The organism is Streptococcus sp. HMSC072D03, from assembly GCF_001812855.1.
GTDB classification, from domain to species: Bacteria; Bacillota; Bacilli; order Lactobacillales; family Streptococcaceae; genus Streptococcus; species Streptococcus salivarius_D.
Window position 1 is genome coordinate 10,165 of record NZ_KV810610.1, and the last position, 12,951, is coordinate 23,115.

Consider the following 12,951-nt stretch of genomic DNA (forward strand, 5'->3'; position numbering starts at 1 on the left):
AAGAAAAAATGAACAAACACAAGATTAAGTAAGATTTATAAAGATTGTGAACAATACCACTTTGAGTCGATGCGGATTAGGGTGCGATCTATCTGATTTATCATACCGTTACGGAGGAAAAATGAGCAAATTTATTTCAAAACAATCAGTCGCTATCTGGTATGCACTGACTGCCCTCCTTGCTACATTTATAGTAGGGCAAGTTATCCTTTGGTGTTTCCCAGATGGAAAGGGCACAGGTTCCTCACTGCTGTTTATCCTAATGAACTGTATTCCCCTGATTATGGCGGCTATCTTTTCTCTTGTGTTGAGGGAAGTTAAATCCTTGGGGGAATTTTTCAAAAAGATCTTTCTTCAAAAAGAAAGTCCCCTGTCCTGGATTCTAGCTATCTTCATTCCAGTCATCTATTATGGGATTTCAATCCTGCTCATGAATGTTCGCTTTACTGGGAACTCCCTCTTGGCCTTCTTCCTTTATTTCCCCTGGACCTTATTATATGGAGGCCTAGAAGAAGTCGGTTGGCGTTGGTTTTTACAAGATCATCTTTCCTTTAGTAAGCACTTTATACCTAAAATGATGGTTCTTTCCATTGTCTGGTTCCTCTGGCATATCCCTATCTATCAACTCCCTTGGATTACAGCAGGCTCGTCCAACTATCTCATCTTTTACCTGATGATTTTAGGGAATACCTTTCTTTTGGGAGCTCTCAAAGAGTACTCGAAAGGAGCTGTTCCTTGTATCCTCGCTCATATGCTGATCGATAGTTTGGCTGTCCTTATGCTGGTTCAGAGTTCACTCACTCAGATTATCCCTCTGGTTATTTTCGAAATCCTAGTATCCTCTTGGCTGGTGGCTATAAGAAAATCATAAAACTAGAGTTTAACCTCTCACCAGATTTAGGTGAGAGCTTTTCTTTCCTATCTGTTGACATAATGACATAGTGTCATTTTTAGGAGGTGACTCGTTTGGCTTCATCATCTAAAGACTGAAAAAGAAGGCCAAGAGTTGCGTAAAATCATGACAGGCATTTTTGAAGAAAAAATGAACAAACACAAGATTAAGTAATGTTGTATGAAAAGAGGTATAAGTTCGCAAACTTATACCTCTTTCTCATCTTTACTTCTTATTTGATTTGGATAGACTAATGGCAACCATTGTCGCGCACAGGAAAAAGGCTGCTAGTAAACCTTTTGTAGTGGCAGTCATAAAGGGTTTATCAAAGACATAATAGTTATAGACAGCAAATCCCAGTCCAATAAGAGTTACAATAATCGACACAACAAATAGCGTCACCCATAATCTTCTTTGAGTCATCGTCAACCTCCTCTTTGTATCCGTTTTCTTTCTGCCTATAGTATAACATAAAAAACCTTAGCTAAATTCCAGAGAGTAGTTTGGCTAAGGTTTTTCATTTTATTTCATCAAGACAACCGTATCATTTGGATCATGGTCGTCATCTTCAATAGTCAGTTGATTACCATCGAGTTTATAGTATTTGGTGTCGTCACCGATTGTCAGACTTTGATTGTCAGAGTTAACTGTTACAGGCTTGCTTTCCTTCTCGCCATCTGCCTCATCCTCTTCCCAAGTTCCAGTATTTCCAGAGATGGTAAGAGTAATGCGATCATTTTCGTCAGTCCCTTTATAGGTGCCATCTAGCCCTTCAGTTTGTTTAGAGGCTTCAGAGCTTTGTGAAGATGAAACCTTACTTGAACTTTGTTGGGTGCTAGAAGAGCTTTCAGGTGTTTGAGCTTTCTGGTTTGAGCAGGCTGCTAAAAGACCAAGAACTGCCATAGAGGCAAGAGAAAGTGTGAGTTTTTTGGACAATGTCATAGGCTTGTCTCCTTTCTTTGATATCTTAAGTATAGCAAACGCTTACAAACGAACCAAGCAAAAAACCTTTTCTGAAAATGCTTGAAAATCACTCTTTCGGATTCTTAAAAGCATAATCTATTATCCCTATTTAAACTATGCTATACTGATAAAAAGCAAGAAGGAAGGTTCCTAATGACAACTACCAATCCACGTCGCCAGTGCGAGCGACTTTGGGCAGCCAATAAGTATCTGGTGCTCAGCCATTCGAACAAGATTTACTTAGAAATCCGTAACTATCTCAAGAATGATGAGGTTAGTTTGAATCAGGTTCAAGCTTATATTGATCAAGCGCTTGACCTTCCTGAAAATCCTGGTCAGGTCGTCAATGCCTTTCAACATATCTGGGGGTATTTTAAGAAAAAGGCGACTGCCAGCGAAAAGGAAAAGTTTATGGCCCAACTGGATAGCTATGCAGCAGGTCAAATTCCTCAGCATGGTTTGGTGGAATCCGTCAAAGAGCTCCTCAGCAAGTATCCTAATCGTTATCTGGAGGAGTCAACCTTAATTAATGGGGGTTCAAAATGAGACTGTGGCATCAAGACTTGATTGCAAAACTACCCCGTCAGCAATTATTAGGACAACACCGAGAATGTTGTGCCCTTCGTGGCAAGGGTTGGCAACGCAAACACGCTACGGTTAACTATGTTTTTGATTATTCTCCATATCGCCTGTTTAAATACCATGAACTCATTATGCAAGAAATGACGGAACGTGGCTATCGTGTCAGCTCCGAGTGGCTAGACAAGGAGTATCGAGGCAAGCAGATGCGAGCCTACGATAGGCTTGAAGCGGAGACATTACCAGACATCATTTACCCAGAGCATGATGCCGCCTATTTACAGGAATGTCTGGACAATCTCAAGCAAAAAGGAATCATCATCTAAAGGAGTAAAACGATGCATTTATTTAAGTGGCTAGCACCTAAAAAGAAAGTAGCAGAAGGCCTTGTCATGCGTATATCGACGGCTGATCAGGTGGACTATACGACGATTATGGACCCAAGTGACAGTGATATTTGGGATGCCTTGGTGCAACTCCCAGTATCCTACGATAGTCTCTATCTCACCTATGGAGATAAAAAGTCAATGAGCTTTATCTTCGTTGAATACGAGGATGACCAGTATCGTTTGGAACACGATACACCTGAGCTAGGACTAGACTTGACCAATGTCGCTCGGGTATCTCAACAAGTTGCCAGAGACATCCTTATTCGCTTTTCAAAAGAGCACACAGTGATTTTGGACGACCATTGGAAGCAAGAGAAAGTCAGGTAGTCCTATGGCATACCTTACCCCAGAAGCCAGAAGAAAACGGTGAAAAGCCTTGTGGTTAATTATCGAAATCCTTTGTCTGGTTCATTTCGCTATCATTGTCCCTCGTGACCGAGTCTTTACGCCTGAAAAATGGGCTCAAACACCAGCTCCTATGCGACACAAACTTATGTGGAGTTTTCACCGTCAGTATCAGCTTGAGGGCATGACGAGAGAAGAAGTGGAGAAGCTCTTGGGCAAGGGTGACGACCTTCAAGGAAGTGTTGAGTACCAGCTGGCCGACGATTGGATTGGTGGCTGGCGAGTTTACCATATTGACTATGAGCAAGGCCGTGTGATTCGTGCCAAAGAAACCTGGCAAGATTGGTGAGAATGAGTTTTTTTCTCCCTCATTTAGATAAAGTTATATAGAAGAAAGTTATCATGGATGAATTAAAAGAAATCAAACTTAAAAATTATCAGTACTTAAATGAGGTTGCCATCAAGGGGGAGACGCTCTTCACGGGCTCATCTCTCATGGAGCTTTTTCCCATTTGTGAAATCGCTAGGAGTAGAGGTGTAGATGATATCATCTACAATCGAGGTATCAGCGGCCTGAATACGGATGAATTTCTCCAGCATATCCATCCCCTACTTTTGGATATGCAACCGAGCAAGGTGTTTATCAATATCGGTACCAATGACATGACCGAGGAGCCTTATGGAGACCAATGGTTCCAGCATTTGACAGCAAACATCAGGCGGATTTTGGAGCAAACACAAGCTATCTTGCCTCATACCAAGATTTATCTCATGGCTTTTTACCCAGCCAATCTTCATCTGCCTTGGCAGACCAAGGCTTCAATCCAGTGGATGAAACTGCGGACACCTGAAAATCTTGACCGTTGTAACCAGGCTCTTGAGGAAATCGCCCAAACCTATGGTTGCCACTTTATTAATTGTAATGCGGGGCTGGTCAATGGTAGGAAAGAGCAGAAGGCTGAGCACACCTATGACGGTGTCCACCTTTATACCAATGCTTACTTAAAAGTCTTTGAAGCTCTCGAACCCTACCTCTTGCATTAAGAAAATATGAGAGAATTTCCAGTTCTTACTCGCTTTTTTTCCTTGATTACAGTACAATAGACGTCAAAAGTGAAAAATTGAAATGAGGTATCCCTATGTGGAAATGGTTTAAACGACTCATTGTCCTCGTCATTGTGGTCTTTTTTGCAGTGGCGGCTCTACTCATTCCGGACAAGATCGACAGTCAGGACCAATTAAAAAATGTATCAACTCAAACATCTCTTGCCGATTTAGCCCAGGCTGGTATTGGTGGGGCGTCCCTTTCGTCAGGTGGGGTTTCAACTGAGATTAATCTTGATAGCAACCAGTTTCGTCAAATCCTAAAAGCAAGCATGGCTGATTCTAATGACGAGACTTTGCTAAACAGTACTGTAGAGTTGAATGATTCTTATCTGACAGCTAAGCTACCGGTGTCTCTTGGACCTATCGAATCAACATTCAGCCTTGATTTCACGGTTAGCACTAACAAGGAAGTCATCCTACTAGACTTGGCAGGTGCCCACCTGGGTCGCCTTCCTGTACCTAAATCACTGGTTCTGCCTTATCTCAAGAAGAGTATTGCCCAGTCAAGCAGTGGTGTTCGCATGGTTAACAACCAAATTCAGCTCAAGCTTCCTGAAATCGGCTACGAAATTGAGCAGGCTACTGTGACCAATAGCAAGATGAAGGTCAAGCTTAACATTCCGATTTCCTTGCCAACCAGTTGGTAATGTAAGAGGAATCTATCAAGCCATGAAAAGTCAAAACAAGTCCATAATCAGGGCTTGTTTTTTTGATGCCCTCATTTCTAAACTAAGAAAGTTTAAAAATTCTTGAAATAATACGTTTACATCTCCCAATCCCCTAGAAAATGGGGATTTGCTGTGCTATCATAAGACTGTAAAAATGATAAGCGTCTGACACTCATTGAAAAAGAGTTAAGTCAAAGAGTTTTAGGATATTAGTTAGGAGGAAAAAATGGACGCTTTAAAATATATCACACCCAAATTTTTCACCACCATCAAGGATTATTCCAAGGGACAGTTCATCAAGGACCTGATTGCAGGAGTTATCGTGGCTATCATTGCCCTGCCCTTGTCGATTGCCCTAGCGATTGCCTCTGGTGTTAATCCCGAACAAGGTCTTTACACAGCAGTGGTTGCAGGCTTTTTTATTTCCTTTTTAGGAGGTAGTCGAGTTCAGATTGGTGGACCTACTGCAGCCTTCGTTGTCATCATCTATGGCATCATCGCCCAGTATGGCATGGCGGGTCTGACTGTTGCCACGCTTATGGCGGGACTCATGCTTATTATCATGGGGCTCCTGCGTTTTGGCGACCTGATTAAATTCATTCCCAAAACCATCACACTTGGCTTTACCTTGGGGATTGCCGTTGGGATTGTGGCTGGACAGATTAAGGATTTTCTAGGCCTTGAGATGAAGTCCGTGCCAGCTGAGTTTCTGGAAAAGATGATTGCCTATGGAGAGCATCTTTCGAGTATTAGTTGGGCGACCCTAGCTATCGGTATTTTGGCCCTGCTCATTCAAATCTTTTGGCCACGCCTTTCTCAGAAAATTCCGGGTTCTCTGGTTGCTATCTTTGTGACCACAGCCATCGTAGCCTTTGGTCATCTCCCAGTCAAAACCATTGGTGACCTTTACACCATCAAGGCAGGACTTCCAAGTTTCACGGTTCCTGACCTATCATTTTCTTTGATTCGTCAAATGATTTCGCCAGCCTTCACCATTGCCATATTGGCAGCCATTGAATCGCTCCTTTCTTGTGTGGTTTCAGATGGCATGATTGGTGGTAATCACCGCTCTAATGCAGAATTGGTCGGCCAAGGTGTTGGGAATATCATGTCAGCCCTCTTTGGCGGGATTCCGGCAACGGGAGCTATTGCCCGTACCGCAGCCAACGTCAAAAATGGCGGACGAACACCAGTAGCAGGTATGGTTCATGCCTTCACCTTGCTTCTGATTTTACTCTTCCTCATGCCTTACGCCTCATTGATTCCTATGACCTGTCTGGCCTCAATCCTTATGATTGTCGGTTATAACATGAGTGGTTGGCGTACAGTTGGTCGTATGATTAAACGTGCCCCTAAGAGTGATGTGGCGGTCCTGCTAGTGACCTTTATCCTAACCGTTTTCTTTGACCTAGTAGTTGCCATCGAATTTGGTATGGTCCTAGCAGCCTTCCTCTTCCTCAAACGCATGTCCGACGTGGCTCAAATCCGTCAGTGGGTGGACAAGGAAAATCTGGACGATCCAGTTTTGTCCGAGGATAGCGACTTAAAACAAGTCCCAAAAAACACTGTCGTCTATGAAGTCTTTGGTGCCCTCTTCTTTGGTGCAGCCAATAACTTCTTGAATGTAATCAATGATGAAACTAAGAATGTTCTCATCCTACGCATGCGAAATGTTCCAGCCATGGATATCTCAGGCCTAGATGCCCTTGAAGAAACCCTGGCAATCTGCCAAAAACGTGGCATGACCTTGCTTCTTTCTCACGTTAATGCTCAACCCTACCGAGTACTTGAAAAATCAGGATTTATCCAGACTATAGGAGCAGACCATATCTGCGAGTCGACCGATCAAGCCCTTGAAAAAGCAGCGGCACTAGCAAAAGAAGCCTAGACAAATGTTTTTAATACAAGAAGAAAAAGCCAGTTCAACTGAACTTGGCTTTTTAAAATATAAACAAAGACAGCGTTTACAAATTTTGTTGTAAATTTTCAGATATTATTGTAAAATATTAGAAAAAAGCATAAGGAGATTCTTAAATGAGCGACTTAGTTTTAGGACTTGATATCGGTATAGGTTCTGTTGGCGTAGGTATCCTTAATAAAGTGACGGGAGAAATTATCCATAAGAACTCACGCATTTTCCCAGCAGCTCAAGCGGAGAATAATGTAGAACGTAGAACAAATCGTCAAGGAAGACGATTGACACGACGTAAAAAACATCGTAGAGTTCGTTTAAATCATCTATTTGAGGAAAGTGGATTAATCACTGATTTTACACAGGTTTCAATAAATCTTAACCCATATCAATTGCGAGTTAAGGGCTTGACCGATGAATTGTCTAATGAAGAATTGTTTATCGCTCTTAAAAATATGGTGAAACATCGTGGGATTAGTTATCTTGATGATGCCAGTGATGACGGAAATTCATCAGTAGGAGACTATGCACAAATTGTCAAAGAGAACAGCAAACAATTAGAGACAAAAACACCAGGCCAGATTCAATTGGAACGCTATCAAAAATATGGTCAATTACGTGGTGATTTTACTATTGAGGAGGATGGAAAAAAACATCGCTTAATTAATGTCTTTCCAACATCAGCTTATCGAGCAGAAGCACTGAGAATACTGCAAACCCAACAAGAATTTAATCCACAGATTACCGATGAATTTATTAATAGTTATCTCCAAATTCTAACTGGAAAACGTAAATATTATCACGGACCAGGAAATGAGAAGTCACGGACTGATTATGGAAGGTATACTACTAAGAAAGATTCTGAAGATGAGTACCTAACTTTAGACAATATTTTGGAATCCTAATTGGGAAATGTACATTTTATCCGGAAGAGTATAGAGCAGCAAAAGCTTCCTACACGGCTCAAGAATTCAATTTGCTAAATGATTTGAACAATCTAACCGTTCCAACAGAAACCAAGAAGTTAAGCGAAGAACAGAAGAATAAAATCATTACCTATGTCAAAAATGAAAAGGCGATGGGTCCAGCGAAACTCTTTAAGTATATCGCTAAACTACTTTCTTGCGATGTTGCGGATATCAAAGGATACCGTATCGATAAATCAGATAAGGCTGAAATTCATACTTTCGAAGCCTATCGAAAAATGAAGACGCTTGAAACCATTGATATTGAGCAAATGGAGAGAGAAAAGCTTGATAAGTTAGCCTATGTTTTAACATTAAATACGGAGAAGGAAGGTATCCAAGAAGCGTTAGAGCATGAGTTTGCTGATGGTACCTTCAGTCAGAAACAAGTTGACGAATTGGTTCAATTTCGCAAAGCAAATAGTTCCATTTTTGGAAAAGGTTGGCATAATTTTTCTGTCAAGTTGATGATGGAATTAATCCCAGAATTATATGCGACGTCAGAAGAACAAATGACTATTTTGACACGACTAGGAAAACAAAAAACGACTTCGTCTTCAAATAAAACAAAATATATAGATGAGAAACGACTAACTGAAGAAATCTACAATCCTGTTGTTGCTAAGTCTGTTCGCCAAGCTATAAAAATCGTAAATGCGGCAATCAAAGAATATAGCGACTTTGACAATATTGTCATCGAAATGGCTCGTGAAACAAATGAAGATGACGAAAAGAAGGCTATTCAAAAGATTCAAAAAGCTAATAAAGATGAAAAGGATGCAGCCATGCTTAAGGCTGCCAACCAATATAATGGAAAGGCTGAATTACCACATAGTGTTTTCCATGGTCATAAGCAATTAGCAACCAAAATCCGTCTCTGGCATCAGCAAGGAGAACGTTGCCTTTATACTGGTAAAACAATTTCAATCCATGATTTGATTAATAATCCCAATCAATTTGAAATAGATCATATTTTACCTCTCTCTATTACCTTTGATGATAGCCTTGCTAATAAGGTTTTGGTTTATGCAACTGCTAACCAAGAAAAAGGACAACGAACACCTTACCAGGCATTAGATAGTATGGATGATGCATGGTCTTTCCGTGAACTAAAAGCCTTTGTCCGTGAGTCGAAAACACTTTCAAACAAGAAAAAAGAATACCTTCTTACGGAAGAGGATATTTCAAAATTTGATGTTCGAAAGAAATTTATTGAACGAAATCTTGTAGATACAAGATACGCTTCAAGAGTTGTCCTCAATGCCCTTCAAGAACACTTTAGAACTCGCAAGATTGATACAAAAGTTTCCGTGGTTCGCGGGCAATTCACATCTCAATTGAGACGCCATTGGGGAATCGATAAGATTCGTGATACCTATCATCACCATGCCGTAGATGCACTGATTATTGCTGCTTCAAGTCAGTTGAATTTGTGGAAAAAACAAAAGAATACTCTTGTAAGTTATTCAGAAGACCAACTACTTGATATTGAAACAGGTGAACTTATTAGTGACGATGAGTACAAGGAATCTGTATTTAAAGCCCCTTATCAACATTTTGTTGATACATTGAAGAGTAAAGATTTTGAAGACAGTATCTTGTTCTCATATCAAGTGGATTCTAAGTTTAATCGAAAGATTTCTGATGCAACAATTTACGCAACAAGAAAAGCGAAATTAGATAAAGAGAAAAAAGAATACACTTATACTTTGGGGAAAATAAAAGATATCTATGCTTTAGGGACAAAAACTCCTTCTAAAACGGGATTTTATAAGTTTTTAGATTTATACAAAAAGGATAAATCCCAATTCTTAATGTATCAGAAGGATAGAAAAACTTGGGATGAAGTAATAGAGAAGATATTGGAACAATATCGACCATTTAAAGAAAAGGACAAAAATGGAAAAGAGGTTGATTTTAATCCTTTTGAAAAATATAGAATTGAAAATGGACCTATTCGCAAGTATAGTCGAAAAGGCAATGGTCCTGAAATCAAGAGTCTTAAATACTACGATAATCTCCTAGGAAGATTTGTTGATATAACTCCCTCAGAAAGTAAAAATCCTGTAGCTTTACTATCTTTGAATCCTTGGAGAACAGATGTATACTACAATACAGAAACAAGAAAATATGAATTCTTAGGATTAAAGTATGCAGATTTGTGTTTCGAAAAAGGAGGTTCTTACGGTATTTCAAAAGTTAAGTATAATAAAATAAGAGAGAAAGAAGGAATTGGTAAGAATTCAGAATTTAAGTTTACACTGTATAAGAATGATTTAATTTTAATTAAGGATACTGAAACAAATCGTCAACAAATCTTTAGATTTTGGTCTCGTACTGGGAAGGATAATCCAAAAAGTTTTGAAAAGCATAAAATAGAATTAAAACCTTATGAAAAAGCAAGATTCGAGAAGGGAGAAGAACTTGAGGTATTAGGAAAGGTACCACCTTCTTCTAATCAATTGCAAAAGAATATGCAGATAGAAAATCTATCAATTTATAAAGTAAGAACAGATGTCCTAGGAAATCAGCATATCATCAAAAATGAGGGTGATAAGCCTAAGCTAGATTTTTAATATTAATTGTTAAAAAGTGTTGCAATTATAGTTATCATATACTATAATTATCGTGTAAGGGACGCCTTACACAGTTACTTAAATCTTGCAGAAGCTACAAAGATAAGGCTTCATGCCGAAATCAACACCCTGTCATTTTATGGCAGGGTGTTTTCGTTATTTAAAAAGGAGAAAAAATGACTTGGAGAGTTGTACATGTCAGTCAGAGTGAGAAGATGCGCTTAAAGCTTGATAACTTGTTAGTGCAAAAGATGGGACAAGAGTTTACGGTGCCACTTAGTGATATTTCGATAATTGTTGCAGAAGGTGGGGATACAGTTGTTACCCTTCGTCTGTTAAGTGCCTTAAGTAAATATAATATTGCCTTAGTTGTTTGTGATAACGAACATTTACCAACAGGGATCTATCATTCACAAAATGGGCATTTTAGAGCTTACAAGCGCTTGAAAGAACAGATGGACTGGTCTCAGAAACAAAAGGACAAGGCATGGCAGATTGTGACATACTATAAAATTAATAACCAAGAGGATGTCCTAGCCATGTTTGAAAAAAGTTTGGATAACATTAGACTACTTTCAGACTATAAAGAGCAGATAGAACCCGGTGATAGAACCAATAGAGAGGGTCATGCTGCTAAGGTCTACTTTAATGAACTCTTTGGTAAACAATTTGTCAGAGTAACCCAGCAAGAAGCAGATGTTATCAATGCTGGCTTAAACTATGGCTATGCTATCATGAGGGCTCAGATGGCTAGAATAGTGGCGGGTTATGGTTTAAACGGTTTGTTAGGTATCTTCCATAAAAATGAATACAATCAGTTTAATTTGGTTGATGACTTAATGGAGCCATTTAGACAGATTGTGGATGTTTGGGTTTATGATAATCTACGAGATCAAGAATTCCTTAAGTATGAGTATAGGTTAGGATTGACAGATTTGCTCAATGCTAAAATCAAATATGGCAAAGAGACTTGTTCAGTGACAGTTGCTATGGACAAATATGTCAAAGGCTTTATCAAATATATTTCGGAAAAAGATAGTAGTAAATTTCACTGCCCAGTGGTATCAAGTTTAGAGTGGAGAAAATAAGATGAGGTATGAAGCGTTGAGGTTATTATGTTTTTTTGATTTGCCAATGGAATCCAAGGATGAAAAAAGAATCTATCGAAATTTTCGTAAAGAATTAATTTCAAATGGGTTTGAAATGTTACAATTTTCGGTCTATTATCGCACTTGTCCTAATAGAAGTTTTGCAAATAAATTTTATAAGAAGTTAAAGATGAGTAATCTACCTGCTGGAAATGTGAGACTTTTGGCGGTTACTGAAAAGCAGTTTTCAGAAATGACATTAATCATAGGTGGCAAAACTAAGCAAGAAGAAATCGTCAGTGATAATAAGTTGGTGGTTATATGAAATTTTTTGTACAACATCCTTACAAGGAACGTATTGAATTGAATATTGGTGCAATCACACAAATTGTTGGTCAGAATAAAGAACTCAAATATTATATTTGGCAGATTTTGAGCTGGTATTTTGGTGGAAAAAAATACTCAAGTGATGACTTAAGTATTTTTGATTATGAGGAACCTACTATACTTGATGAGTCTGGAGAAATAGTGAAGCGAAGTAGCTATCACTATATCGAGATTTCAAGTTTTAAGGATTTACTTGAGCAGATGGAATATAAGAAAGGGACTCTTGCTCATGGTTACCTTGGTAAAATTGTCAATCAAGTTGATATTGTAGCCCATTTGGAGAAAATTAATGAACAAGTAGAGCTTATAGAAGGGGCAATGAACCAGCATATCAACTTAAACAGTGGTAAGGTGGAATACCATTTAGAGAATCGTTCTCTTACACTAGATCAACTACTTTCAAAAAATTTTAGCCCATTTTTTGCCATTGAGAACAAGAATTTATCTTTTGAATGGGTTTCTAATACTGATAAACTATCCCTCTTTTTAGAAATGTTAGACCGTCTTCTGTCACAAACAACAGAGAAATATCTCATTGTGCTAAAAAATATTGATAGTTTTATTTCAGAGGAATCTTATGATAGTTTTTATAAGCAAATTGGTCAGCTAGTCAAAAAGTATCCAAATCTAAACTTAATTTTATTTCCAAGTAATCAAGGCTATTTAAAGATTGATGAAGAAAATAGTAGGTTCGTCAATATTTTATCTGACCAAGTGGAGCATTTGTACGATATTGAGTTTATGTATGACAGGGTAAAGAAACATTATCCAAGTAATAATTTCCCACCGAGAGAGGGTTTTAGGAAATCCTTAGAGAATGTGACGCCTTATTTATTGACAAAAATGCTGAGACAACCTAGTCTCACACTTGTTGATTCTGTAATTTTGAATATCCTAAATCAGCTGTTTCAATTTAATTACCGTATAAGATATTCACAAACTCCTGATGAGGAGCTATTGCATAGATATTTAGAAAGTAAGAATTGACAAGGACAGTTATTGATTCTATAATCACTATGTGGGTATAAAAACGTCAAAATTTCATTTGAGGTTTTTGTACTCTCAAGATTTAAGTAACTG

Annotated in this window: 13 protein-coding genes and 1 pseudogene; 12 read left to right on the plus strand and 2 right to left on the minus strand. The window is 38.7% G+C overall.

Annotation, left to right across the window (positions count from 1 at the left end; translation table 11 throughout):
• Window positions 1-121: 121 nt before the first annotated feature.
• Complete coding sequence (locus HMPREF2877_RS00500) at window positions 122-871, plus strand: CPBP family intramembrane glutamic endopeptidase (RefSeq protein WP_070578003.1); 750 nt, start codon at window positions 122-124, stop codon at window positions 869-871.
• Window positions 872-1,117: 246 nt separating this feature from the next.
• Here HMPREF2877_RS00500 and HMPREF2877_RS00505 read toward each other — a convergent pair whose 3' ends face one another.
• Together HMPREF2877_RS00505 and HMPREF2877_RS00510 are read right to left on the minus strand one after the other, a co-directional pair.
• The gene (locus HMPREF2877_RS00505) at window positions 1,118-1,315 is read right to left on the minus strand and encodes a bacteriocin immunity protein (protein WP_070578006.1); all 198 of its coding nucleotides are present in this window, start codon (window positions 1,313-1,315) and stop codon (window positions 1,118-1,120) included.
• A 99-nt stretch (window positions 1,316-1,414) separates the two neighbouring features.
• The gene (locus HMPREF2877_RS00510) at window positions 1,415-1,834 is read right to left on the minus strand and encodes an SP_0198 family lipoprotein (RefSeq protein WP_070578009.1); all 420 of its coding nucleotides are present in this window, start codon (window positions 1,832-1,834) and stop codon (window positions 1,415-1,417) included.
• A gap of 174 nt (window positions 1,835-2,008) precedes the next feature.
• On the opposite strand from HMPREF2877_RS00510, the gene HMPREF2877_RS00515 reads away from it, so the two are divergent.
• From HMPREF2877_RS00515 to csn2-St, 11 genes and pseudogenes are all read left to right on the plus strand, one after another.
• Entirely contained in the window at window positions 2,009-2,401 is a 393-nt protein-coding gene (locus HMPREF2877_RS00515) for a YbgA family protein (protein ID WP_070578019.1), read from the plus strand.
• Window positions 2,398-2,760 carry a TIGR02328 family protein gene (locus HMPREF2877_RS00520; protein ID WP_045771840.1) on the plus strand — a complete coding sequence of 121 codons (363 nt, stop codon included), beginning with the start codon at window positions 2,398-2,400 and terminating at the stop codon, window positions 2,758-2,760. Before HMPREF2877_RS00515 ends, HMPREF2877_RS00520 begins: the two co-directional genes overlap by 4 nt.
• A gap of 12 nt (window positions 2,761-2,772) precedes the next feature.
• Complete coding sequence (locus HMPREF2877_RS00525; protein WP_045771839.1) at window positions 2,773-3,150, plus strand: hypothetical protein; 378 nt, start codon at window positions 2,773-2,775, stop codon at window positions 3,148-3,150.
• A gap of 49 nt (window positions 3,151-3,199) precedes the next feature.
• On the plus strand, window positions 3,200-3,517 hold the full coding sequence (locus tag HMPREF2877_RS00530; protein WP_002885985.1) for a hypothetical protein: 318 nt from the start codon (window positions 3,200-3,202) through the stop codon (window positions 3,515-3,517).
• 53 nt (window positions 3,518-3,570) lie between these two features.
• The gene (locus tag HMPREF2877_RS00535; RefSeq protein ID WP_045771838.1) at window positions 3,571-4,212 is read left to right on the plus strand and encodes a GDSL-type esterase/lipase family protein; all 642 of its coding nucleotides are present in this window, start codon (window positions 3,571-3,573) and stop codon (window positions 4,210-4,212) included.
• 95 nt (window positions 4,213-4,307) lie between these two features.
• Window positions 4,308-4,922, plus strand: a complete 615-nt coding sequence (locus tag HMPREF2877_RS00540; RefSeq protein ID WP_014633340.1) for a hypothetical protein — start codon at window positions 4,308-4,310, stop codon at window positions 4,920-4,922.
• Between the two features lie 247 nt (window positions 4,923-5,169).
• The gene (locus HMPREF2877_RS00545) at window positions 5,170-6,831 is read left to right on the plus strand and encodes a SulP family inorganic anion transporter (protein ID WP_070578022.1); all 1,662 of its coding nucleotides are present in this window, start codon (window positions 5,170-5,172) and stop codon (window positions 6,829-6,831) included.
• Between the two features lie 146 nt (window positions 6,832-6,977).
• Window positions 6,978-10,396, plus strand: a pseudogene (gene cas9 / locus HMPREF2877_RS00550) (type II CRISPR RNA-guided endonuclease Cas9).
• Between the two features lie 176 nt (window positions 10,397-10,572).
• A complete protein-coding gene (cas1, locus tag HMPREF2877_RS00555; RefSeq protein WP_049528643.1) occupies window positions 10,573-11,484 on the plus strand; it encodes a type II CRISPR-associated endonuclease Cas1 in 912 nt (303 codons plus the stop codon).
• A 1-nt stretch (window position 11,485) separates the two neighbouring features.
• Window positions 11,486-11,809 carry a CRISPR-associated endonuclease Cas2 gene (gene cas2 / locus HMPREF2877_RS00560; RefSeq protein WP_002946754.1) on the plus strand — a complete coding sequence of 108 codons (324 nt, stop codon included), beginning with the start codon at window positions 11,486-11,488 and terminating at the stop codon, window positions 11,807-11,809.
• Window positions 11,806-12,858 (plus strand): CRISPR-associated protein Csn2-St, encoded by a 1,053-nt coding sequence (gene csn2-St / locus HMPREF2877_RS00565; RefSeq protein WP_049528648.1) that lies wholly within the window; start codon window positions 11,806-11,808, stop codon window positions 12,856-12,858. The genes cas2 and csn2-St overlap by 4 nt, the downstream gene beginning before the upstream one ends.
• Window positions 12,859-12,951: the final 93 nt, after the last annotated feature.

What these genes read in the sequence shown, in the direction of transcription:
- HMPREF2877_RS00500 (WP_070578003.1), top strand. Translation starts at nt 122, where the DNA reads ATGAGCAAATTTATTTCAAAACAATCAGTCGCTATCTGGTATGCACTG.
- HMPREF2877_RS00505 (WP_070578006.1), bottom strand. Translation starts at nt 1,315, where the DNA reads ATGACTCAAAGAAGATTATGGGTGACGCTATTTGTTGTGTCGATTATT.
- HMPREF2877_RS00510 (WP_070578009.1), bottom strand. Translation starts at nt 1,834, where the DNA reads ATGACATTGTCCAAAAAACTCACACTTTCTCTTGCCTCTATGGCAGTT.
- HMPREF2877_RS00515 (WP_070578019.1), top strand. Translation starts at nt 2,009, where the DNA reads ATGACAACTACCAATCCACGTCGCCAGTGCGAGCGACTTTGGGCAGCC.
- HMPREF2877_RS00520 (WP_045771840.1), top strand. Translation starts at nt 2,398, where the DNA reads ATGAGACTGTGGCATCAAGACTTGATTGCAAAACTACCCCGTCAGCAA.
- HMPREF2877_RS00525 (WP_045771839.1), top strand. Translation starts at nt 2,773, where the DNA reads ATGCATTTATTTAAGTGGCTAGCACCTAAAAAGAAAGTAGCAGAAGGC.
- HMPREF2877_RS00535 (WP_045771838.1), top strand. Translation starts at nt 3,571, where the DNA reads ATGGATGAATTAAAAGAAATCAAACTTAAAAATTATCAGTACTTAAAT.
- HMPREF2877_RS00540 (WP_014633340.1), top strand. Translation starts at nt 4,308, where the DNA reads ATGTGGAAATGGTTTAAACGACTCATTGTCCTCGTCATTGTGGTCTTT.
- HMPREF2877_RS00545 (WP_070578022.1), top strand. Translation starts at nt 5,170, where the DNA reads ATGGACGCTTTAAAATATATCACACCCAAATTTTTCACCACCATCAAG.
- cas1 (WP_049528643.1), top strand. Translation starts at nt 10,573, where the DNA reads ATGACTTGGAGAGTTGTACATGTCAGTCAGAGTGAGAAGATGCGCTTA.
- cas2 (WP_002946754.1), top strand. Translation starts at nt 11,486, where the DNA reads ATGAGGTATGAAGCGTTGAGGTTATTATGTTTTTTTGATTTGCCAATG.
- csn2-St (WP_049528648.1), top strand. Translation starts at nt 11,806, where the DNA reads ATGAAATTTTTTGTACAACATCCTTACAAGGAACGTATTGAATTGAAT.